At 60.2% G+C, this 22,183-nt stretch carries 20 protein-coding genes; 7 read left to right on the top strand and 13 right to left on the bottom strand.

Annotated elements, in window-relative coordinates; all coding sequences use genetic code 11:
- Positions 1-19: 19 nt before the first annotated feature.
- Positions 20-754 carry an SDR family NAD(P)-dependent oxidoreductase gene (locus U5A05_RS11300; RefSeq protein ID WP_261742149.1) on the bottom strand — a complete coding sequence of 245 codons (735 nt, stop codon included), beginning with the start codon at positions 752-754 and terminating at the stop codon, positions 20-22.
- Between the two features lie 431 nt (positions 755-1,185).
- Between U5A05_RS11300 and U5A05_RS11295 the strand changes: the two genes are divergently transcribed.
- From U5A05_RS11295 to U5A05_RS11270, 6 genes are all read left to right on the top strand, one after another.
- The gene (locus U5A05_RS11295; protein WP_261742148.1) at positions 1,186-2,517 is read left to right on the top strand and encodes a spinster family MFS transporter; all 1,332 of its coding nucleotides are present in this window, start codon (positions 1,186-1,188) and stop codon (positions 2,515-2,517) included.
- Between the two features lie 18 nt (positions 2,518-2,535).
- Positions 2,536-3,363: an alpha/beta fold hydrolase gene (locus U5A05_RS11290; protein WP_261742147.1), complete on the top strand. Its 828-nt coding sequence runs from the start codon at positions 2,536-2,538 to the stop codon at positions 3,361-3,363.
- Positions 3,364-3,441: 78 nt separating this feature from the next.
- The gene (locus tag U5A05_RS11285; protein WP_321836410.1) at positions 3,442-5,571 is read left to right on the top strand and encodes an oxidoreductase; all 2,130 of its coding nucleotides are present in this window, start codon (positions 3,442-3,444) and stop codon (positions 5,569-5,571) included.
- A 214-nt stretch (positions 5,572-5,785) separates the two neighbouring features.
- Entirely contained in the window at positions 5,786-6,139 is a 354-nt protein-coding gene (locus tag U5A05_RS11280; RefSeq protein WP_321836409.1) for a VOC family protein, read from the top strand.
- 423 nt (positions 6,140-6,562) lie between these two features.
- Entirely contained in the window at positions 6,563-6,727 is a 165-nt protein-coding gene (locus tag U5A05_RS11275) for a type II toxin-antitoxin system RelE/ParE family toxin (RefSeq protein ID WP_321836408.1), read from the top strand.
- Positions 6,724-7,074, top strand: coding sequence for an addiction module antidote protein (locus tag U5A05_RS11270; RefSeq protein WP_321836407.1), 351 nt, complete (start codon positions 6,724-6,726; stop codon positions 7,072-7,074). Before U5A05_RS11275 ends, U5A05_RS11270 begins: the two co-directional genes overlap by 4 nt.
- Positions 7,075-7,098: 24 nt before the next feature.
- On the opposite strand, the gene U5A05_RS11265 is transcribed toward U5A05_RS11270, so the two are convergent.
- The 10 genes from U5A05_RS11265 to U5A05_RS11220 form a co-directional block, all read right to left on the bottom strand.
- On the bottom strand, positions 7,099-8,481 hold the full coding sequence (locus U5A05_RS11265) for a DUF1329 domain-containing protein (protein ID WP_425262901.1): 1,383 nt from the start codon (positions 8,479-8,481) through the stop codon (positions 7,099-7,101).
- Between the two features lie 111 nt (positions 8,482-8,592).
- Complete coding sequence (locus U5A05_RS11260) at positions 8,593-10,281, bottom strand: class I adenylate-forming enzyme family protein (RefSeq protein ID WP_261742142.1); 1,689 nt, start codon at positions 10,279-10,281, stop codon at positions 8,593-8,595.
- 37 nt (positions 10,282-10,318) lie between these two features.
- Positions 10,319-11,461 carry an acyl-CoA dehydrogenase family protein gene (locus U5A05_RS11255; protein ID WP_261742141.1) on the bottom strand — a complete coding sequence of 381 codons (1,143 nt, stop codon included), beginning with the start codon at positions 11,459-11,461 and terminating at the stop codon, positions 10,319-10,321.
- A gap of 11 nt (positions 11,462-11,472) precedes the next feature.
- Complete coding sequence (locus U5A05_RS11250; protein WP_321836406.1) at positions 11,473-12,663, bottom strand: acyl-CoA dehydrogenase family protein; 1,191 nt, start codon at positions 12,661-12,663, stop codon at positions 11,473-11,475.
- A gap of 182 nt (positions 12,664-12,845) precedes the next feature.
- Entirely contained in the window at positions 12,846-14,015 is a 1,170-nt protein-coding gene (locus U5A05_RS11245; RefSeq protein ID WP_321836405.1) for an acyl-CoA dehydrogenase family protein, read from the bottom strand.
- Positions 14,016-15,194, bottom strand: a complete 1,179-nt coding sequence (locus U5A05_RS11240; RefSeq protein ID WP_261742138.1) for a lipid-transfer protein — start codon at positions 15,192-15,194, stop codon at positions 14,016-14,018.
- 18 nt (positions 15,195-15,212) lie between these two features.
- Positions 15,213-15,632, bottom strand: coding sequence for a MaoC family dehydratase (locus tag U5A05_RS11235; RefSeq protein WP_261742137.1), 420 nt, complete (start codon positions 15,630-15,632; stop codon positions 15,213-15,215).
- Complete coding sequence (locus U5A05_RS11230) at positions 15,604-16,737, bottom strand: acyl-CoA dehydrogenase family protein (protein ID WP_261742136.1); 1,134 nt, start codon at positions 16,735-16,737, stop codon at positions 15,604-15,606. Before U5A05_RS11230 ends, U5A05_RS11235 begins: the two co-directional genes overlap by 29 nt.
- Before the next feature lie 10 nt (positions 16,738-16,747).
- The gene (locus U5A05_RS11225; RefSeq protein WP_321836404.1) at positions 16,748-17,725 is read right to left on the bottom strand and encodes a bifunctional MaoC family dehydratase N-terminal/OB-fold nucleic acid binding domain-containing protein; all 978 of its coding nucleotides are present in this window, start codon (positions 17,723-17,725) and stop codon (positions 16,748-16,750) included.
- A 53-nt stretch (positions 17,726-17,778) separates the two neighbouring features.
- On the bottom strand, positions 17,779-18,552 hold the full coding sequence (locus tag U5A05_RS11220) for an SDR family oxidoreductase (protein ID WP_261742134.1): 774 nt from the start codon (positions 18,550-18,552) through the stop codon (positions 17,779-17,781).
- A gap of 143 nt (positions 18,553-18,695) precedes the next feature.
- On the opposite strand from U5A05_RS11220, the gene U5A05_RS11215 reads away from it, so the two are divergent.
- A complete protein-coding gene (locus tag U5A05_RS11215) occupies positions 18,696-19,481 on the top strand; it encodes an enoyl-CoA hydratase (RefSeq protein WP_321836403.1) in 786 nt (261 codons plus the stop codon).
- A gap of 60 nt (positions 19,482-19,541) precedes the next feature.
- Here the strand turns inward: U5A05_RS11215 and U5A05_RS11210 are convergent, their stop codons facing one another.
- Both U5A05_RS11210 and U5A05_RS11205 read right to left on the bottom strand, forming a co-directional pair.
- Positions 19,542-21,131, bottom strand: a complete 1,590-nt coding sequence (locus U5A05_RS11210; protein ID WP_321836402.1) for a FadD3 family acyl-CoA ligase — start codon at positions 21,129-21,131, stop codon at positions 19,542-19,544.
- Positions 21,132-21,150: 19 nt separating this feature from the next.
- Entirely contained in the window at positions 21,151-22,182 is a 1,032-nt protein-coding gene (locus U5A05_RS11205) for a ferredoxin--NADP reductase (RefSeq protein WP_321836401.1), read from the bottom strand.
- Position 22,183: the final 1 nt, after the last annotated feature.

Here is a 22,183-nt window from a genome sequence, read left to right as displayed (position 1 = left end):
CCATTGCCGTCTCCAGCTATCAGATAAACGCCATGCCGCCGTTGACCGCGAGGTTTTGACCGGTGATAAATGCCGCGTCATCGCTGGCCAAAAAGGCTGCGACGCGAGCGATCTCATCGGTTTCACCCATGCGGCCCAGAGGGATGGCATTGAGCATGCTTTGCATCCAGTCTTGCGGGATGTCCGCCATCATCGGGGTGTTGGTCGGGCCGGGAACGATGGTGTTGACGCGAATACCGTTGCCAGCCAATTCGCGAGCCATGCTGCGGGTCAGTCCCATCACGCCAGCCTTGGCCGCGCAGTAATGGCTAGGGCCTTCGCCGGTGAGGGCCGAAGTACTGGAGATATTGATAATCACGCCGGGGGTGGCGGCTGCGAGCATCAGTTTTACCGCTTCACGGCTGCAGTAAAACGGGCCGGTAAGGTTGACGCCTATCACCCGCTGCCAGTTCTCGTCGGGGGTTTGCGCAAAGGCATCGATAGAGCCGATCCCAGCGTTGTTAACCAGAATATCGAGACTGCCGAAGTGTGCGTGAACGGCGGCCATCGCGGTGGCGACCGAGTCGCTGTCAGCCACGTTGCAGCTCACGGCCAGTGCCTTGTCGCCGAGCCCTTCTATACTCTGGCGCGCGGCGTCCAGATTGATATCGGCAGCGACAACCTTGGCCCCCTGCTCGGCAAAGTGACGCACAATAGCTCGCCCCATGCCCTGACCTGCGCCGGTTACAAACGCCACTTTATTCAGCAATTTCATAGGTTTCTCCCGCCTGCCCGATGTCGGCCGCCCTAAAGCCTGGGCGGTGTATGGGAGCAATCATTGACTGGAGAAAAAAGCTGAACATCGTCCGATGGGACTAAGCAGCCGAGCCCGCGCTCCTGGCTCACCGTTAAATCCGGCTTTACCAGGGCTGCGCCGTCTACCCCACCTTGTAGCCGCTGACGAGTAGAACGAGGCTGCGTCCGGTTGCGGAACGGCCGTACCCCCTCAGACTCACTGCGATATCCGGTTTTACGACGGCTGCGCCGCCGAACGCAGCCTCGCGGAGCTCGTCAGCGGCTACAGGTGCAGGTGCAGGTGCAGGTGCAGGTGCAGCAATATGATCGGCTGGTCTAAATGGACGATGTACTCGCCACACGGTTCGTGGAATAACTGATTCACTAGAACAAAAACCGGGAGAGCCCGTCGTGTCCATACCCTTGCGCCCCACCTGGCGAACCCATTACGCACTAGGCGTTTTGGCTGCCATCTATATCTTCAACTATATCGACCGGCTGCTGATGGCCATTTTGATCGAGCCGGTAAAAGCCGAGTTCGGCATTTCCGACACCGGTATCGGCCTGCTGTCAGGCGTAACCTTTGCGGTGTTTTACACAATTTTCGGCTTCCCGCTGGGACGTCTTTCCGACCGTATCGGGCGCAAAAAAGTCATCGCATTCAGTTGCATCGCCTGGAGCGTAATGACCATTTTCTGTGGCTTCGCAGCCAGCTTCTCGATGCTGGTGGTGGCGCGGATCGGGGTGGCTATCGGTGAAGCCGGTGGCACGGCACCGTCCATGGCGATGGTCTCGGACCTGTACCCACCCGAGCGCCGTTCAACCGCGCTGTCAGTCTTGATGCTCGGCTCAAGCCTGGGGGCGATTTTCGGCTTGGGGCTGGGCGGCTGGATCGCGCAGCATTACGGCTGGCGTTTTGCATTTGTGGTTATCGGTGCACCAGGGATTTTTCTCGGCCTATTGCTACTGTTCACCGTGCGCGCGCCCAAACCCGCGATGCTGGTCAATCCCAATCAGGTGGTGCAGGCACACTGGGCCGTCACCGTGCGCGAACTGTTCCAGACCCCGTCCTTTCTATGGATAGTGCTCACCGGCGGCTCTGCAGCAATTGCCGGTTATGCCATCGGCACCTGGAGCCCAAGCTTTCTGATCCGCTCCCACGGTTTGAGCCTGCAGGACGCCGGGCTGCTGGCCGGTGTAGCGGGCGGTGCCGGGGCTACGTTCGGCACCCTGACCTGCGGCATTTTGTGTGACCGCTTGGCGCGTCGCGACAAGGGCTGGCAAATCGGCGTGCCGCTGCTGGGCACGCTGATCAGTATCCCGTTCGCGCTGGCTTATTTCCTGTGGCCAGTGGGCACTGCGTTCCATGTAGGCAGCACGCCGGTGCCGACCGCCTTCCTGTTTTACGGCGTATTCAGTTTCTTCGGTACATGGTGGGCAACACCGTGCCTGGGCGCGATTTCCCATCTGTTCCCGGCCACCCGGCTGGCCCAGGCCACGGCGATTTTTGTAATGGCCATGACCCTGCTCGGCGTCGGCGTCGGCCCACTGTTGATCGGCATGCTCAGTGACGGTTTCGCTCATACCCTGGGCAACGAAGGCTTGCGCTATGCCCTGGCCTCTTGTGTCTCGCTGCTGGTATTTGCCTCGGTGTTTTTGGCCATGGCCTTGCCGCGCTATCGCAACCACCTGATGAACAAGACCCTGCCCCCAGCACAGCTGGCTGACGCGGCTACAGCCTGATTTTTTGGAGATTGAGTGATGACTGAACAAGACCTTCCCCTGCCCATCGGCCACTTTGTGACACTGGACAGCGGCCTGCGCCTGCACTTTCTCGACGAAGGCAGCGGCCCAGTGGTGTTGTGGTTACATGGCAGCGGCCCGGGCGCCAGCGGTTACAGCAATTTCAAAGGCAATTATCCGCAGTTTGTTGCCGCAGGTTTTCGCAATCTGGTGGTGGATTTGCCGGGTTTCGGGCGCTCCGACAAGCCTGAAGATGCGCAGTACAACCTCGATTTCTTCGTCAATGCCATGTCGGGTTTTCTCAAGGCTGTCGGAGTAAAACGGGCGACCCTGCTCGGTAACTCCTTGGGCGGCGCCATTGCCCTGGGCCTGGCGTTGGCCGAGCCTGCGCGTGTCGAGAAACTGATCCTGATGGCCCCCGGCGGCGTTGAAGATCGCGAAACCTACTTCAAAATGGTCGGTATTCAACGCATGGTCGAGCTGTACAACGCAGGCCCGCTGGGCATCGAGCAAATGCGCCGGATCATGAGCCTGCAACTGTTTGACAGCTCGCAGCTGGACGACAATCTGCTGGCCGAACGGGTCGCCGTGGCCGTGCACCAGCCGCGCAATCTGTTTACCACCATGATGGTGCCGAACATGACCGAACGCCTCGAAGAACTGCAGGCACCCATTCTGGGATTCTGGGGCACCGACGATAACTTCAACCCCGCCAGTGGCGCGCTCAAAGTGTTGAACCACGCACCCAATGCGCGCTTTATCATGCTCAACCGATGCGGCCACTGGGTGCAAGTTGAACACCGCGAGTTGTTCAACAAGGCGTGCCTGGAGTTCCTGCGCAGCTGAACCCTGAACACGCATGACCTACGGCTGCCTGCGGGCGGCCGTATCCCCTTCCAGATACCCGCTCGGGCTGAAATAACAATGACAAAATACCCTCAGTTGCTGGCACCCGGTCGCATTGGCTCTCTTGAGCTGCGTAACCGCATCATCATGGCGCCCATGGGCTCCAATTTCGCCGAAGCCGACGGCCAGTGTGGCGAACGTATTCAGGCCTATTACGAAGCTCGCGCCCGTGGCGGCGCCGGGCTGTTGATCATGGGCGTATGCTCGGTGGCGTTTCCGGCCGGGACCGCCGAGCCGTTTCAGGTTGGTGTCTCCAGCGATGAGTTTATCCCTGGGCTAAGCCGCCTCGCTGAACGCGTCCACCAGCACGGGGCAAAAATCGCCATGCAATTGCAGCATGCGGGCAAGACCTCGGTACGCGACATGGCCGAAGGTCGGCAACTGTGGGTGCCTTCCGTACCGCCGGTACTGCAAAGCGACATGATGGCCGCGCTGACACCCGAAGAGCTGGCCAACTTTGTCAGTTCCATGAAGCGTCGCGCCGAAGGCTCACCGATCCGGGTAATGGACAGCGCCGATATCGCGCAGATGATCGACTGGTTCGCCTGCGCCGCCGACCGTGCCAAGCGAGCCGGTTTCGACGGTGTGGAGCTGCATGCGGCCCACGGTTACATCATTGCCGGCTTTCTCTCCGGCTATTACAACCAGCGTGAAGACGCGTATGGCGGCACCCTGGAAAATCGCGCCCGGTTGCTCCTGGAAATCATCGCGGCAGTACGCGCCAAGGTCGGTAACGAATTCGCTGTCTGGTTGCGTCTGGACGCCGAAGAGCTGCACACCCCCGGCGGCATCAACCTGGAAGACGCCAAGGCCGTGGCACGCATGGCCGAGGCGGCTGGCGTCGATGCTGTCAGCGTATCTGCCAGCGCCCGCATCACCAGCGGTGTGGTCTTTACCGAAGCGCCTCTGGTGCACCAGCCCGGCGGTTTTCTGGAGTGGACCGGCGCGCTCAAGCGCAGCGTGCAAGTGCCGGTGATTGCCGTGGGGCGTATCGAGCCGCACGCCGGTGAAGCAGCCCTGAAACGTGGCGACTGCGACTTTATCGCCATGGCTCGCAAACTGCTGGCCGACCCGGAACTACCGAACAAACTGCTCAACGATCAGGAAGCCAGTATCCGTCCGTGCATTTACTGCTACGTGTGCGTCAGCCAGATATTCATCAACGAGCGGGTCAAATGCGCGGTCAACCCCATGACCGGTCATGAGTTCGAATACGTCATTGGCCCCACGGCCACGCCAAAACATCTGGTGGTGGTCGGTGCCGGGCCTGCCGGGATGGAAGCCGCACGCATCGCCTCCTTGCGTGGGCATCGCGTGACTCTGCTCGAACGCAGCGACCGCCTGGGCGGTACGCTGTTTTTTGCGGGCCTGGCCTATGCCGAAAACGCCCGCCTGCTGGATAACCTCAAGGTTCAGGTACAGCAGTCAGCCATCGATATCCGCCTGAACACCCAGGCCAGTCCCGCCCTGCTCCGCGATCTGGGTGCCGATCAGGTGCTGGTGGCTGTCGGTGCAGAGCGTGCGGCACCGGCGATCCCCGGCGCCGATCAAGACCACGTATGGAGCGGCGACGAACTACGCCGCCTGATGACCGGCGACCGCGCCGAGGAAATTGCCAAGCGCAAACTGTCCTTTACCCAGCGTGCGCTGATGAAAGCCGGCAGCCTGACCGGCATTACCGACAGCCGTGAAGCCATGGAAAAACTGTCGCGGGTATGGATGCCCTTGGGCAAGCGCGTGACCATTATCGGTGGCGGACTGGTGGGCCTTGAGCTGGCAGAGTTCCTGATTGCCCGCGGGCGTCAGGTAACCGTGCTGGAAAGTGGCACCCACCTTGGCCGCGAACTGGCCATCGTGCGCCGCTGGCGGGTGTTGCATGAAATTCGCGTGCATGGCGCAAAGTTGATCACTGGCGCCAGCGTGACCGCCATTGATGGGCATTGCGTGCGTTACCAATTGGCAGATGGAACCGCAGCACAGAGCGAGGCCGACTCCGTGGTACTGGCCATCGGTGCACAGCCTGATACCGGGCTGCTCGACGAATTGACCCGCGCAGGGTTGAGCGCTACCAGCATTGGTGATTGCCATAGCATTGGCTACATCGAGGGTGCTATCAGTGCTGGCCACCGGGCTGGGCGAGAGGCCTGAATACAGCGTTCCCACAATTTCAGGCCTGGCTTACTCGTCTTCTTTGACAAAGGTGACGTTGCAGCCGGACCTGAAATTGATGCACATCAAACATCCTCTGTTAACTGCTCTCGTCCCTGACTACTTTAGAACTGCAGCTATTGTAAAAAGGCGATTCCCGATGAACCATTAAGGATCCAAAGAGTTCCTGCCAGCACCACCCTAGGAGATACTCGTGACTGCAGATAACCGCCATTACAAAATCGACAACATCGAATTCAACGTCCACGACATTGCGCGCAGCAAAGCCTTCTATGGCGCCGTATTCGGCTGGACGTTCACTGACTATGGCCCCACCTACAGCGAATTCACTGATGGGCGCCTGAGTGGCGGTTTCACCACGGGCGAACCGGTACGCCCCGGCGGCCCGCTGATCATTGTGTATGCCGACGACCTGGCCCGGGCTCAGCAGGTAATCACCGCTGCCGGAGGCCTGATTACCCGGCCTGAATTCAAATTTCCGGGCGGTAGTCGTTTCCACTTCACCGACCCGGACGGCTATGAGCTGGCGGTCTGGTCACAGGCATAACGACACATTTCCAGCAAAACCCTCCTCCCCTGACCCCGGTAACGACCAGTCTTAATACCGGGGCCAACTGTCGCCCCGTCATTTGAACGTAAGTAAAAAAACCTGCACAACCTTGCGAATTGTCTCAATTGACCCTCGAAACACCACCCTCCTAACGTTCAGCGGTTGCCCTCTATCACATTGGATGTGGGTCTCATCAGACGAACAGCCGCATTTGGCGGTTAAAAACCATTGCCCAAGGGTAGCTTTAAAGCTACATCTCTTATGATCGAGATAAGACATTACGTCAGCGAAACGGGTAACGACCATTACCAGCAGTGGCTGGACCACCTAAAGGATCGAACGGCCAAGGCGCGCATCACCGTGAGGGTTAACCGGCTTTCAGCAGGCGCCTTTGGCGATTGCAAGCCACTGTGCTAGGGGGTGTGGGAATTACGCATAGATCATGGGCCGGGTTACCGGCTTTATTACGCTCAGGACGGCAAAAAGTTGGTGCTGTTGCTGCTCGGTGGCGACAAGCGCCAGCAGCAGACCGACATTGACAAAGCGGTACGCTGCTGGAACGCGTATCAGAAGAGGAAGCCATGAACAGAACCTACAGTCACGACGAATCCGTTATCGAAATGATCCGCCAGGATCCCGAATTTGCCATTGAATACCTGCGCATTGCCATTGAAGAGCTGGATGAAGAAGGCGGCCAGGCCAGTTTTCTGACCGCGCTGCGCCACGTTGTAGAAGCACGGGGCGGCATGGCACAAATAGCCGAAAAGGCTGGTCTCTCCCGCGAAAGCCTGTACCGCGCCCTGTCCCCCAAAGGCAATCCGACACTGCGCACCATGCGCCAGGTGGTGCATGCCACCGAAATGACCTTTGCCTCGCTGACCTGCCCCCATGAAAAAGCCCCGTCAGTGCAAACCGACGGGGCTTTAACGTGAAGCTTGCTGCTTGATACTTGTTGTTTATCTGCCCATGGCCCGCGCCGCATCTGCGGTGTACTGGTCAGGAGTGAATTTGCCTTCGTTGAGAATTGGGCCCTTCTTGGCCTCGTTGGTCATGCCGTAACCGGTGTACTGCCCCGAGTTCAAGTCCATGAAAAACTGCGATCCTGCCTGCCAGCCGCTCATGTCCGGGTGGTAGTAATAGTTGATCATGGCGTGTTTCCACAGTTGCCCACGGGCGTCGTAATTGTCCGCCATGACCGAGTTCCAGGTGTCTTCGTCGATAAACAGCACACGCTTGCCATACACGTGGCGGTAACCTTCTTTCAAGTCACCTTCTACCACCCACACGCGACGCAGTTCATAACGCATCAGCTCAGGGTTGGGATGGTTGGGGGTTAGCATGTCCGCGTATTTGACCGTACCGGCGTTAGGCTTATAGGCGTTGGCCGGGATGTAGATTTCACGCTTGCCTAGCAGTTTCCAGGTAAACCGCTCCGGCGAGCCGTTGAATAAACGGTCTTCGTCCACCGTCATGGTGCCGTTGGTGCCGATCATCGGCTGGTCATAGCCGTAGCCCGGCAACAAACGCACGCGGCGGGTGGACGGGCTGTAGCTCCAGGCCTGACGCGGGTTGGTCTGGAAATCGTAAGGTTCGTGGGAAATGCTGATCACGCCATTGTCACGGGCCGGTTTAAGGGTCGTGTTGTTGCCCATGGCCTGAATCTTGTCTTCAGTTTTAGGTTCGACTGTCGGCGAGTTGGCCTGTGACAGCCCGCGTGCATAAGCACGTCCCCAACCGATACTGCCATTGGGCAATACGGAGGCCAGGTCGCTGGTTTTTTCTTCGGTCCAGGCTCGAGCTGGGAGCTGGTGGTTCCACAGCACTTCCATGCCGCTTTTTGGAATCGGGAACGGTACCTGGCCCAATCCTTCAATACCCATGCCATCGTGCACCAGCTTGGCGTTCAGGGCATTGCTCATGGCACGTCGGCACACGTAGTCCGGGTAGCGGAAATCACGGTGACCAGGGTAGACATTCATCTTGTAAGTGGTCGGATAACGCTTGAACAGTGCCTTCTGGCCTTCGCTGAGTTTGTCTTCGTACTGGGCCATGTTTTGCGCGGTGATCACCAGAATCGGCTTCTCCGCAGCGTACGGATCAACCGGTTGGTCGCCCGAGAACTTCACATGGTTCCAGCCCGGCACTTCGCCCAGGTACTTGCCGGTATACGGCGGGATGGTCCCCGCGGCGTTACCTGCCTGCTCTGCCCCTACACAGGTCAGCTCTTTGCCTAGTTTGGCCGCTTCTGCGGGGGATACCTGGGCAGTTGCCGTGCCGATGGTGCACACATTGACGGCCATGGCGGCTGCGAGCATTACGCCTGCTCTTGTTATTTTCATGTATTGCCTCCTACGCGGATAAAGCTTGCTGGGGGTATGCGTCCATTCTTCGCCAATCACAGGCGAGCACATCGTCCAGTAAGACTAGAAAGGGCTTGATCAGCCCCTCCCTCAGGCCGTTACCAACAACTCTTTGAGCAAGTTCTTGAGCATCTTGCCCGAGGCATTCCGGGCAAACGGTGTGTGCTGAACATGGATCTGCGCCGGGACCTTGAAGCTCGCCAGACGCTGCGCGATAAAGCTGCGTACCGCCGCGCTGTCCGGGGTTGAAGCCGGGTCGCCGCGCACCACCAGAAACACAACTTCGCCAAGCACATCGTCAGGTACGGCAAAGGCTGCAGCTTCAATCACACCGGGCATTTCACAGGCACAGGACTCGACCTCGGCAGCGGAGATCTTCTCGCCGCCGCGGTTGATTAAATCCTTGGCCCGGTCCGTGATGTAGAGAAAACCCTCGTCGTCCAGCAGGCCAATATCGCCGGTGTCGAGCCAGCCATCGCACAAGGTTTGGGCGCTGGCCTCGGGAAGGTTCCAATACGAGCTCATCAGCGTTGGCGAGCGCACCCAGATCAACCCACTGACCCCACTGGGCAACGGTCGATCCGGGCTGTCGCCAATGCGCACGTCAACAATGGGCAACGGCCAGCCCGCCGAAGCTGGTTTGTAGACAAACTGATCACCGCCAATCGCGGCACAAATACCGTTGCTTTCGGTCAGGCCATAACCGCTGCCACCGACCGCTTCGGGTTTGCGCTGCGTCAGGTTGGCCAGCAAGCTGCTGGAAGGTGCCGCACCACCTAATCCCAGTCCAAACAGACTCGCGGTGTCGGGGCTGCCGAAACGTGGTGAGGTCAGCAACTGCTGCATCATCACCGGCGCTCCGTTGAACTGGGTGCACTGCTCATCGCGGATCAGGTCGAAAGCCTTTTCCACGTCCCACTTGTACATCAGCAGCAAGCGCCGGCCGCTGCGCAAAGCCAACAAGAACTGTGCATGCAAACCACTGACATGAAACAGCGGCACCGCCATCAAGGTGGTGGGGGCATAGCCGCTGTTGATCACCACGCTGATACGTTCAGGTGAACTCAGCGCGCAAAACGCGCCCTGAAACTCAAGCGCTGCCAGTGCCTGACACACTGCGCCGTGGGTCGACAGAACGCCCTTGGCCAGGCTGGTGGTGCCCGAGGTGTAGAGAATCATGGCCGGATCCTGGGCGCTGACTTGCTGCACAGGTACGTTTAGCGCCGAGGCGGCCAGCAGGTCTTCCAGACGCTGGCAGTGTTCGTCCAGCGGTGCGCCTGCACTGAGCCCCACCACAATCGTCGCCAGCCCTTGTTCACGCAAGTCGCCAACAAGCAGTTGCAAGCGCGGCTCGTCGCACAGCAACAAACACGCACCACTGTCCTGCAATCCATGGAACAACTCGTCTCGCAGGCCCCAGCTATTGAGCGGTACGCACACTGCACCGCAACGCTGAATAGCGGCAAAGGCCACCAGCCATGCGGGCTGATTACGCATGGCAATTGCCACGCGATCGCCCTTGCGTACACCAAAGCGCTGTACCAGTTGCCCGGCCAGACGATCCACCTGATCGAAAAACTGGCTGAATGTCAGGCGTTGTTGCTCCCACACCAGAAATTCGCGATCTGCATGTACGCGACCACTGTCAATCACGGCCCAAACGCTGGCTGCGCTATGACGAAAATACTTCGCCCCGCCGTCCGAAGGCGTCAGTACTTCAAAAGGCGAGCCGACACCAATCAACTGCTGCCAGGCGCTCTGCCATTGCTCAAGTTTCATCTTGTTATTCTCCTGACTCGAACAGTTCGCTATCAGCTCAAGCGTGTGCCAGCTCAAGGGCTGCATAGCGCTCGCAGTGAAAATCGGCGTCGCCCAAGCTTGCCTGTGCAACGCGGATACGCTTGAGAAACAGCCCCACATCCAGCTCGTCGGTGACGCCAATACCGCCATGCATTTGCACCGCTTCATTGACCACCTTGAGTGCCATCTGCCCCGCCTTCCATTTCGCCAGGCTGGCCAGCCGCTGACGCTCACCCTCGCTCAAGGCGCTATCGTCCAGGGCGGCGAGGCCCGCCATCACCGCGCTGCGCGCCAGTGCCAGCTCGACATACAACTGCGCTGCCCGATGTTGTAGCGACTGGAAAGTACCAATCGCGACATCAAACTGAACGCGGGTCTTGAGGTAATCGAGGGTCAGTTCGAAAAGTTTTTCAGACATGCCCAGCATCTCGGCAGCCAGGCACACACGCCCGCGATCCAGCGCGATATTCAATGCCGGCATTGCACAGCCAATGTCCCCCAACAGCGCATCAGGACCGACCTGCACCTGTTGCAACTGCAATCGCGCATGGTTACGCGAGTCAATCAGCGGCAACGCCTTGACGGTCAGCCCCGGAGCATCTGCTGGCACCAAAAACAGGCTGATGCCCGCCGCCGCGCCAGTGCGTGCAGCCACCAGATAGCCGTCGGCACCGACCCCATCAATGACGAAATATTTATCCCCGGTCAGGCTATAGCCGTCGCCATTGGCCACAGCTTGCAGTGCCACTTTTGAGGGGTTGTGCCGCGGCTGTTCGTCCAGCGCCAGCGCCAGGCGTCGTTCGCCACTGATGGTCGCCGATAGCCAGCGATCCTGCTGCTGGGCATTGCCTTGCAGATGCAGCAGAGAACCGCTGAGTACCACGCTGGAAAGCAGCGGCGAAGCGCTGAGATTGCAGCCGATAGACTCAAAAATCGGGCCCAGGCCCATGCAGCCAAAATCCAGCCCACCGAGATTTTCGGGGAATGGAATGGCACTCCAGCCCAACGCCACCGCGTCTTGCCAGAGTTGCGGGTCAAAGCCGCCTGCTTGCGCTTCATCGCGCAAGGCGCGCTGGCGGGATACCGGGCTGCGCGCCGCCAGAAACTCGCGGGCGCTGTCGGCCAACAGCCGTTGATCGTCGTTATAAAGCAGGTGCATGGTGAGTTTCCTTACTTCACGTCAGGCAGGCCCAGGACCCGCTTGGCAATAACGTTGAGCTGGATTTCTGACGCGCCGCCAGAGATGGTCAGGGCAAAACTGTTCAGCCAGCCACGGGTGATGGCCTGTTCCTGAGGAGTGAAAGCACCCTTGTCCCAGCCCAGGGCGTGATAACCCATGACATCCATCAGCACTTCGAACTTGTCGCGTTCCTGTTCGGTGTGGACCAGTTTCATGATCGACATCAGACCGTTGACGTCCTGCCCTGCCCGGGCTTCTTCGCCCATGCGCTGCACAGTCAGGTTGTAGCTGTGCTCGTTCATGGCGCTGGCCACGGCTCGCGCCACCAATGCCGACTCGCTTTGCCCCACAGGCTCCGGCAAGTACTGCTTGACCAGTGGCAACAGGTGAAAATGGGTCGGCAAGCTGAACTCGCCAAACTTGGACATGGCTTTGCGTTCGTGCTGCAACAGGCGCTTGGCCAGGTTCCAGCCGCCGTGCAGCGGGCCGATCAGCTGACTTTTAGGGACTTTGACGCCATCGAAAAACACCTGGCAGAACGCCGACTTACCGCTGATCAAATCAATCGGTGCGACGCTGACCCCGGGGCTTTTCATGTCGAGCACGATCAGGCTGATACCTGCGTGCTTGCTGGCTTTGGCATCGGTACGTACCAATGCATACATCCAGTCCGACTTGTCACCGTAGGAAGTCCAGATCTTGCTGCCATCGACCACAAAGTGATCGCCAGCATCCCGGGCTGAGGTTTTCAGGCTGGCCAGATCAGAACCGGCGTTAGGCTCGGAGAAGCCCTGACACCAACGTACTTCGCCACGGGTCATGGGTGTCAGCAGGTTTTTTTTCTGCTCTTCGCTGCCGAATTCCAGCAGCACCGGGCCAAGCATCCAGATGCCCAGATTGATTTGCGGCGGGCGGCATTTGAGACGACGCAGTTCGCTTTCGAGCACCGCGTTATATTCCGCGCTCAGCCCTGCACCACCGTATTCGACGGGCCAGTCCGGACAAAACCAGCCTTTATCGCGCATTCGCTCAAACCACAATTGAGCATCTGCATTGGGAAACTCGACATCGCTCGCGCCCCATACCAACTCGCCTTCAGGAATGGCCTTGCGCTGCGATGGCGGGCAATTGGCCTCAAGCCAACTGCGGGTTTGCTCTCTGAACTGGTCAATCGGGTTCATATGTTTCACCTGTAATGAAAGCTTTCGTAGCAGCTGTCGAGCTCCGCGAGGCTGCGTCCGGCTGCGCAGCCGCCGTAAACCCTGCGACCAGATACTCCAGACATATCGAATTCACCGGGTTTACGATGACTTCGTCCTCGAACGCAGCCTCGCGGAGCTCGACAGCTGCTACGTAAATGGCCTCAACGCTGGGTACGCGGCATGCCCAGCCCGAATTGGGCGATCAGCTCACGCTGGATTTCATTGGTGCCACCGCCAAACGTCAGGGTCACCGAGGCACGCACTTCGTACTCCAGTTCACCGTGCAGCAAGGAGGCCGCCGAACCACCGCGCACCAGTCCATTGGCACCCACGATGTTGCTCAATACGCGCAATATCTCGATCGCCGATTCCGAGCCGTAGACCTTGGTAGTCGAAGCCAGCGCTACATCCATGCGCTCACGCTCGAGGTCAGCGGCAATGCGCAAGTTGATCAGGCGCATGGCTTCAAGCCGTGCATAACACTGCGCCAGACCAACGCGCACCCAAGCCTTGTCGGTAGCACGAACGCCGTTTTCATCCGCCGCCTTGGCCCACGCCAGAACCCGGCCAAACAGCCCCACTACCTTGTCCGACCAGGCACCCAGACCCAGCCGCTCATGGTTCAGTTGCGCGGTGATCAACTTCCAGCCGCCGTTCAACTCGCCTACCAGCATGTCTTTTGGCACCCGTACGTTGTCGTAGTAGGTAGCCGCCGTCGGGTTGCTGGTAGTTGGAATCACCGTGGTCGAAAAGCCCGGTGCCTGGGTGTCTAGAATCAGGATCGACACCCCTTTGTGCCGTGGTCGTTCAGGGTCGGTACGGGCTGCCAGCCAAATGTAATCCGCCGACTCCGCGCCCGAGGTCCAGAGCTTGGCGCCATTGACCAAAAACTCGTCGCCTTCAAGGCGGGCCGAGGTTTTCAGCACGGCCAGGTCGCTGCCTGCATCCTGCTCGGAGTAGCCGATGGCGAAGATGATTTCGCCCGCTGCGATCCCTGGCAGGAATTTGGCCTTTTGCAGCTCAGTGCCATGGGCCATCAGTGCAGGCCCGACCGTGCTGATGGTCACAAACGGCAGTGGTGCACCGGCAATATTGGCTTCTTCAAAGAAGATAAATTGCTCGGTAGGACCATAGCCCTGCCCCCCATGCTCCTTGGGCCAGCCCACGGCCAGCCAGCCGTCGCGGCCCATCTGGCGGATAGTGTCGCGGTACAGTTCGCCGCCCTCTTTGCCGCGCAATTGCTCACGCAGCTGCGGGGTCATCAGGTTCTGGAAGTAGTCCCGCACCTTCAGGCGCAGGGCATGCTGTTCGGGCGTGAGGTCGACGAACATTCAGGCTGCTCCCAGAATCAGGCCGCTGGTAGGCACACCGGTCCCGGCAGTCACCAATACGTTTTCCACGTTATCGACCTGGTTGACTGCACTGCCGCGCACCTGACGCACCGCTTCCGCCACGCCGTTCATGCCGTGGATATAGGCCTCGCCCAATTGCCCACCGTGGGTATTGATCGGGAACTTGCCGCCACGGGCATGGTGCCCGGCGCGGATAAATTCCTTGGCTTCGCCGCGTTCGCACAGGCCGAACTCTTCGAGTTGCGGCAACACAAACGGGGTGAAGTGGTCGTAAATCACCGCAGTTTGCAGCGCCTCAGGGCCAAGGCCCGACTGGCGATACAGTTCTTTGGCGACCACACCCATTTCCGGCAGGCCGGTAATGTCGTCGCGGTAGAACGAGGTCATGATTTGTTGGCCCGAGGTGATCCCCTGCGAACCTGCCTTGATCACCACCGGCTTCTGGCGCAGGTCCTTGGCGCGCTCGGCCGAGGTGATCACCATCGCCACCGCGCCATCGGATTCCTGGCAGCAATCGAGCAAGTGCAGCGGCTCGCAGATCCAGCGTGAAGCCTGGTGTTCTTCCAGGGTGATCGGCTTACCGTAAAAGAATGCCGCCGGGTTGGTGGCGGCAAAATCCCGTACCGCCACTGCCACGCGACCGAAGTCTTCGGAGGTGGCGCCGTAGGTGTGCATATAACGCTGGGCAAACATGCCGACCCAGGATGCCGGGGTATGCAGGCCGTGGGGCATGTACCAGCCGTAGTTCACATTCTCGAAGATCGGCGTGGAGGCAAAGCCGTAACTACCGCTACCGAAGCGATACCACGAGCGCTCGTTCATGGCGCGATATACCACCACCACTTTGGCCACACCGGTGGCCACGGCCATCGCCGCGTGCATGATCGGCGCACAGGCCGCACCACCGCCGTGGGGCACCTGGGAGAAGAACTTGACGTCCTTGCAACCCAGCAAACGGGCGATTTCGTATTCCGGAACCTTGTCCACCGAGTACGAGCTGAAACCCTCGACTTCGGACGGGTCGATACCGGCATCTTTCAATGCCGCCAAGGTGGCTTCCAGCGCCAGGCGCAGTTCGGTGCGCCCGGAATTTTTCGAGAATTCGGTCGCGCCAAGGCCAACAATGGCCGCGCTGCCCGATAGTGACGATTGCGTCATGTGTGCTGTCTCCCGCGATCAGGGCAGAACCAGCGCGACCGTACCGGTCACGTGGTTGCCCATGGAATTTTTGCCGCTGAGGGTGATTTCCACCGTGCGGGTGGCGGAGTCATGGCCGGTAACCGCGCCATTGAAGGTCATGCTGTCGCCGGGATAATTCGGCGCGCCGAGCTTGATCTTCAGCGAGGCAAAACGCGCCTCCGGGCCGGCCCAGTCTTCGACATAACGCTGCACCAGCCCGTTGGTGGTGAGGATGTTCATAAAGATGTGCGGTGAACCCAGGGCCTTGGCTGCGTTCAGGTCATGGTGGCCGGGGAAGTAGTCGCGGGTGGCAATAGCGCCGCCGGTGACCAGGCCCACGGTGATCGGGATCGCCAGTTCCGGCAGGGTTTCGCCGGGGCGCACGTCGTCAAAGCGCTTGGTGTTCTGCAAGGTCATATTTCCATCCCAGCTTGTCGTTATGGCTCAGCCAGTCGCCGAGGCGTTCAAGGCTTGCTGCCGATCCACCCAGGGCACAGCCCAGAGCGCGGCTCCAGTAGAGAAAGCGATGCATCGGGTAGGTCAGGTCGACGCCGATACCGCCGTGTACGTGCTGGGCGTTATGCCCGATCAGATGCCCCGCTTCGCAGGCTTGCCAGGCCGTGGCCAGGGCCTCGCTCGGCGCAGGCAAACCGGCGTCGAGGCGGTAGCACAACTGCCACAGGCTGCTGCGCAACGCTTCAAGGGCGATATGGGCATTGGCCATGCTCATTTGCACCGCCTGAAAACTGCCGATACTGCGTTCAAACTGGCGACGCTCGGTGACGTACTCCACGGTGCGGCGGATCTGTTCGCTACTGACCCCCAGTTGCAGCGAGGCCAATGCGGCGATGGCACGGGGCTCCAGCCAGCTCAAGGCGCTGGCCGGAAGCAATTGCCCGGCGCTGATCAGCAACCCGTCGATATGCAAATCGGCAATCGCCTCGCCGTGAGTCATGCGCCCCGGTACGTGCTTGATCGCCTGGTTGACCAGTTCGATCAGAGCCAGCCGGGGCTGCCCCTCAACGCTCACCAGCAACAGCGCAGCCTGTGACTGTTCAGCCAGCGCCAGCGCGCCAACCCGGCCGTCGATGCGCCAGCCACCGTCAGTTGGCCGGGCGTGCAACTGCATGCCCTGGGCGTTATCCAAACCGCTCAAATCAAGGGTCAGCAGTGCCCTGCCCGCAGCCGCTTCAACTGCCCACGACTGCAATGCGGGATCGGCAAACTGCGCCAGGGTCGCGGCCGTCAGTTGATGACGCCACAGCGGCACCTGCCCCAGCGCCCGTCCCTGAGCCAGCAGCACCTGCATCAACTCGGTCATGCCCAGCCCGCTGCCACCCAGGGCTTCGGGGATGGCCAGAGCCTGCAGCCCAGTTTCCACGCACAGTTGCCACAGCGGCTGCATATAGGGCTGTTCGCTAGTGTCGAACTGGCGCAGGCGGTCATCGGTGCAATAGTCGGCAAATACGCTACCGGCCATTTCAGCGATAGCGCTCTGGTCTTCGGTAAATTCGAAATCCATGCTGGCTCCCTTACCCGACCACAGGTCTGAACAGAGGCAAGGTCAGCTCGCCGTCGAAAGTCTGGAACTCCAGTTGCAAGGGCTGGCCAATGCTCAGCTCTTCGCGCTTGACGCCCACAAGCCCTGCCACCAGACGCACGCCCTCTTCCAGCTCGATCAGACCGATCGGGTTGGGGTGGTCGAACGGTGCAACCTCGGGGTAATGCATGATCACGAACGAATACAGGCTGGCGCGGCCGCTGGCCTGCACACTGTCCCAATCGAACGAGTGGCATTCGATACACACCGGGGCGGGTGGATGGCGCAGGGTCTGGCACTGGGTGCAGCGCTGGATCAGCAGCTTGCCCGCATCACAACCTTCCCAGAAAAACCGCGTGTCATCGCTCATGCCCGGCTTCGGACGCTTGACCACAGGTTTGTCTTCAACCTTGGCCGGGGCAGCTTCAACGGTATGGTTGTTGGCCGGGCGGAACTTGAATACCCGAAACAGCAACTGGCCCACGGCTTCATCGCCACTTTTGTGCTCAACGAAGTAGTTCATCACCAGGGTGACGAAAAAGCCCGTGCCCAGACCTGTGGTTTTCTCATCACCGACCGAGTCCAGCCGAGTGGTGTAGTAGACTTTTTCGCCCGGGCGCAGATTGCGCTCGAAGGTCAGTTCGGAGTTGACCGCGACCACCGACGGATAGCCGTAAGACTCGATCAGCTTGAGCACTTCATACGGGTTCTCGGTAGTCGAACCCGGTGCGTAGTTGTTCAGGTGAAAGCCTTCCATGCACCACACCTGCAACATCGCGGGCGGCGCCACCAGCCCGTCATGGGCGCTGTTGGCGGCAAAGGCCGGGTCGATATAAAGCGGGTTGTCCACGCCCATGATCTCGCACCATTGGCGGATCATCGGGGCGTTGACTTCGTCCCAGGCGTAGACGCGACCATATTCACGCCCCACCAGGGCGCGCACGTCGGTTAGCAATTGAGAATCAGCCAAGTTCGTCTCCTGCGTGTCAAGTGCAGCAACCCCGTGGTCGCCGCTGAAGGTCGTCAGTGCGCAGCGCTCAAAAAAGCCGGGCGTTCGCCGCCGCCGTGCAACAACAGATTGCAACCGCTGGCATAGCCGGCCATGGGCGATGCGATAAACAGGCAGGCATTGCCGATGTCTTCGGGTAGCGCCATGCGCCCGGCCGGAATCCCCGCACTGACCGCTGCGATGCCCTGTTCGTCGCCGTAATGCAGATGCGCCTGCTCAGTGCGTACCAGTCCCGGACTGACCGCGACCACCCGCACCTTTGGCGCCCATTCCACGGCCAGCGATTGCACCAGGGCCAATACACCGGCCTTGGCCGCGCCGTAAGCGGCGGTGCCCGGAGACGCGCGCAAGGCGCTGATGCTGCCGATAAACACGATGCAGCCGCCCTCGGCCTGTTGCTGCATCAGGGCGTTGGCCTGTTGCGCAACATTCAAAGGGGCGATGAGATTGAGGCGGATGATGCCTTCGTGAAAACGCGGCGAAGCGCTGCCAGCATCGGCCGGTGGGCTGCCGCCAGCATTGTTGATCACCACATCGAGCCGACCGAAATCAGCGCGAATACCATCGAACAACGCCTTGAGCGAGTCCTGATCGCGCACATCGCAGGCCATGAAAACCGCCTGCGCCGCACCCGCCTTGGGCAACACTTCTGGCGTCGCCCTGCCGCACACAATCACCTGTGCTCCTGCTTCCAGAAAGCTGCGGGCGATACCTGCGCCGATGCCTTTGGTGCCACCGGTGACCAGTACCACCTTACCGCTGTAGTCCAGCCCTGAGAGTTGGCCCATGACGTGCTCCTTTTCTACTGATGGAGCCACTCTAGGGACAATCCTGGGGCTGCTCGTCGTCTGAACGGACGATGAAGCCCACCCGGCTGAGCGCAACAATCCAGCGCACGCTGTGGTGACAGCTCCCGTTAATGAGGAACCCCATGTCAGACCCATCTGCCGCGCCGGTATTGCTTGAATTCCCGACCCCGGGTGTGGCGCTGCTGCGCCTTAACCGCCCCCAAGCCACCAACGCCCTGAGCCTTGAGCTGCAGGCGCTGTTGTCGCGCTACTTCATTGCGCTGGCTGAAAACCCACAAGTGCGTTGCATCCTGCTGACGGGTGGCGACAAGGTGTTTGCTGCCGGTGGCGATATCAACAGCATGGCCGGTGTCGGCCCCATCGATATTTACCAGCGCCATACCGAGCGCGTCTGGGCGCCGATCCAGCATTGCCCGAAACCGGTGATTGCAGCGGTGTGCGGCTACGCCTACGGCGGTGGTTGCGAGCTGGCGATGCTGGCCGACATTATCGTGGCCGGGCACAGCGCGAAGTTTTGCCAGCCTGAAATCCGCATCGGCATCATGCCCGGCATTGGCGGTACCCAGCGCCTGGTGCGAGCGGTCGGCAAGGCCAAGGCCATGCGCATGGCCCTGACCGGGCAGCCGATCACGGCGCATGAAGCCTGGATTTCAGGCTTGGTGAGTAACGTTGTGGACGATGCCGAGGTACAGGCATATGCCCTGGAGATGGCCCAACTGATCGCCGCCATGCCGCCGCTGGCTGCCGAACAAATCAAGGAAGTGATTCTGGCCGGGGTTGATGCGCCGCTGGAGACGGGCCTGGCACTGGAGCGCAAGGCCAATGCGCTGCTGTTTGCATCGAGGGATCAGAAAGAAGGAATGCAGGCATTTATCGAGAAGCGGGCGGCGCGGTTTGAGGGTAATTGAGAAGCCGCTGAGGAGCGCAGCCTCGCTGCGCTCCTCAGCGGCTACACCCCAGAATTGGGGCTAACCTTGCATCTGCGCCCTTAACTCGTTCTTCGCCACCTTGTTTGACGCATTCACCGGCAGCGCTTCATAGAACCGCACCATCCGCGGCACCTTGTAGTTGGCCATATGCTCACGCGCCCACAGGATCAAACCGGCTTCATCCATTTGCTGGCCTTGACGCAACACCACGCAGGCACACCCCACTTCCCCCATACGCTCGTCCGCCACACCGATCACCGCCACCTGGGCAATAGCCGGGTGCTCGATCAGGCCGGCTTCAATTTCCGCCGGGTAACAGTTGAAACCTCCAACGATAAACATGTCTTTAAGCCGGTCAGTGATACGCAAGTTGCCAGCTGCATCCTGCTCTCCAATATCGCCGGTGTGCAGCCAACCTTCACTGTCGATGGTTTCAGCCGTGGCCTTGGGGTCTTCAAAATAGCCCTGCATCACATGAAAGCCGCGCAGGCAAATCTCCCCCGTGCCGCCCGCTGGCAAGACGCGGTTTTGTGGGTCGCGGATGCTGACTTCGGTACCCGCAATCGCCCGGCCACTGGTGCCTGCAATGATGGAGGCCGGGTCGCTCGGGTCGCAAATGGTCGCCAACCCGCCACACTCAGTCAGGCCATAGGCGGTGGTGACGACCGAGAACCCCAACTCGCGGCGCATGCGTTCGATCAGGATCGGCGGGATGGTGGCCGCGCCCGTCACCGCAATGCGCAGGCTCGACAGGTCGGTTTCAGCCAGTTTGGGATGGGCCAGCATCGACAGGTACAAAGTTGGCGGCCCGGGCAACACGTTGATGCGTTCCGCGGCGATGCGCTGGAACACCGCTTCGGCATCGAACACCGGATGCGGCAGGATCGTCGCACCCGCCAGCAGGCAGGTCAGCCAACCTGCCTTGTAGCCAAAGGCATGGAAAAATGGATTGATCACCAGATATCGATCACCGGCCCGCAAGCCAATCACCGTCACATACTCGCTAAAGGCGCGGATATTTTGCCCATGGGCGCTCATCACGCCCTTGGGCTTGCCCGTAGTGCCGGAAGTAAACAGCAAATCGCTGAGGTCATCAGCGCTCACATCGGTCGCACGCAACAGCGCAGCAGACTCGCTGATGGCCGCCCCCAAAGATAAAAAGCCATCCCAGTCCAGACCGCTGCCGCTGTTTGCCGTGTTCTCGCCCAACAACACCAGACAGTTGAGACTGGCCGGTCGATAAGGCGCCAGCAGAGCCAGATAATCCGTACCCAGAAAGCTCGGCTGCACAAATAACAGGCGGCTGCCGCTGCGTTGCAAAATGTCGGCGGCTTCGCTGCCTTTCATTCGGGTGTTGATGGGCACCATCACGGCACCCGCGCAATGGATGCCCAGTGCGGCGATGATCCAGTCGCGCCCATTGGGCGCCCAAATCGCCACTCGATCACCTTTACCGATGCCTTGGGCCATCAGGCTGCGGGTCACAGCCAGTGCCAGGCGCGGCAAATCGCTGTAGTCGGTGCACTCGCCATGCTCTTCAATGGCTGTACGCCCGGCATGTAGTTTCGACGCGTTGAACAGCATGTGCGGAATCGAACGCGGCAGGCTCTGTTGCAGGCTGGAAGTCATCGGTCACTCGTCTGGCTGATTATTCGGGAAAGCACACGCGCAGTTGCTCGCTGTTAGGCACTGACTGACACGCCAGCACCCAGCCATCGTTCAGTTCTTGTTGGTCCAGGGCGTCATTGCGCAGCATCTCGACACTGCCGCGCTCAACTGTGCACATGCACGTTGCGCAGGAGCCCACCAGGCAGGAACTGGGCGGTTTCAAACCGGCGCGCTGCATGGCGTTAAGCAAGGTTTCGCCTTCGGCACAGGGCACTTCAAACTCTTCGCCGTCCAGACGCACCGAGAGCTGGCTGCCAATCACATCGGTGTTGACCGGGGCCGGGGCGGCTACGCTGCCCTCTTCGGGCAACGACACAAAGCGCTCGACGTGAATTCGCCCGTGGTCCATGCCGATGTCGTGCAAGGCACTGACGGCGGCATCCATAAACGGGCCGGGGCCGCAGATAAACGCCTGGGCATGCACAAAGGGCCGGGCCATTTGTGCCAGTTGCGCCACCGCCGGAATACCTTGTACCGAGTCCAGCCAGTGAATCACTTGCAGGCGTTGCGGGTAGGCACTGGCCAGGGCTTTGAGCTCGGCAGCGAAGATCACCGAAGCCTCATCGCGGTTGGCGTAGATCAACAGGATGCGACCTGTGCCTGCGATCAGCGCCGAGCGCAAAATCGACAGCACTGGCGTGACCCCGCTGCCGCCGCCAAACAGCACGAAGTCATCGTCAAAATGGCGCGGCACAAATACCCCGGCCGGGGCCTGCACCTCAAGCTGATCGCCTTCACGCAATTGCTGGCACAGCCAGTTGGATGCACGGCCATCGCGCACCTGCTTGATGGTGACGCGCAACGGCTCGTCTTGCAGCGGCGTGCTGGACAACGAATAACAACGCGGCAACCAGCTGCCCTCAAAGGGCACGCGCAAGGTCAAGAACTGCCCGGGCCTATAGGCAAATTGTTCACGCAAGGCCGGGGGCACGTCGAATACCAGGGATCTGGAGTCCGGTGTTTCAGCCACGATCTGCGCGACGCGCAGGGAGAAATAGGAAGGTTGGCTCATA

Origin of the sequence: Pseudomonas kulmbachensis (genome assembly GCF_963681935.1) — a bacterium.
Classification (GTDB): domain Bacteria; phylum Pseudomonadota; class Gammaproteobacteria; order Pseudomonadales; family Pseudomonadaceae; genus Aquipseudomonas; species Aquipseudomonas kulmbachensis.
The sequence above is the reverse complement of the archived record's forward strand: the minus strand, read 5'-3'. Positions and strand labels throughout refer to the sequence as shown.

Coding starts and splice junctions, on each gene's coding strand:
- U5A05_RS11300 (WP_261742149.1), bottom strand. CDS start 754: ATGAAATTGCTGAATAAAGTGGCGTTTGTAACCGGCGCAGGTCAGGGC.
- U5A05_RS11290 (WP_261742147.1), top strand. CDS start 2,536: ATGACTGAACAAGACCTTCCCCTGCCCATCGGCCACTTTGTGACACTG.
- U5A05_RS11285 (WP_321836410.1), top strand. CDS start 3,442: ATGACAAAATACCCTCAGTTGCTGGCACCCGGTCGCATTGGCTCTCTT.
- U5A05_RS11270 (WP_321836407.1), top strand. CDS start 6,724: ATGAACAGAACCTACAGTCACGACGAATCCGTTATCGAAATGATCCGC.
- U5A05_RS11265 (WP_425262901.1), bottom strand. CDS start 8,481: ATGAAAATAACAAGAGCAGGCGTAATGCTCGCAGCCGCCATGGCCGTC.
- U5A05_RS11260 (WP_261742142.1), bottom strand. CDS start 10,281: ATGAAACTTGAGCAATGGCAGAGCGCCTGGCAGCAGTTGATTGGTGTC.
- U5A05_RS11255 (WP_261742141.1), bottom strand. CDS start 11,461: ATGCACCTGCTTTATAACGACGATCAACGGCTGTTGGCCGACAGCGCC.
- U5A05_RS11250 (WP_321836406.1), bottom strand. CDS start 12,663: ATGAACCCGATTGACCAGTTCAGAGAGCAAACCCGCAGTTGGCTTGAG.
- U5A05_RS11245 (WP_321836405.1), bottom strand. CDS start 14,015: ATGTTCGTCGACCTCACGCCCGAACAGCATGCCCTGCGCCTGAAGGTG.
- U5A05_RS11240 (WP_261742138.1), bottom strand. CDS start 15,194: ATGACGCAATCGTCACTATCGGGCAGCGCGGCCATTGTTGGCCTTGGC.
- U5A05_RS11235 (WP_261742137.1), bottom strand. CDS start 15,632: ATGACCTTGCAGAACACCAAGCGCTTTGACGACGTGCGCCCCGGCGAA.
- U5A05_RS11230 (WP_261742136.1), bottom strand. CDS start 16,737: ATGGATTTCGAATTTACCGAAGACCAGAGCGCTATCGCTGAAATGGCC.
- U5A05_RS11220 (WP_261742134.1), bottom strand. CDS start 18,552: ATGGGCCAACTCTCAGGGCTGGACTACAGCGGTAAGGTGGTACTGGTC.
- U5A05_RS11215 (WP_321836403.1), top strand. CDS start 18,696: ATGTCAGACCCATCTGCCGCGCCGGTATTGCTTGAATTCCCGACCCCG.
- U5A05_RS11210 (WP_321836402.1), bottom strand. CDS start 21,131: ATGACTTCCAGCCTGCAACAGAGCCTGCCGCGTTCGATTCCGCACATG.
- U5A05_RS11205 (WP_321836401.1), bottom strand. CDS start 22,182: ATGAGCCAACCTTCCTATTTCTCCCTGCGCGTCGCGCAGATCGTGGCT.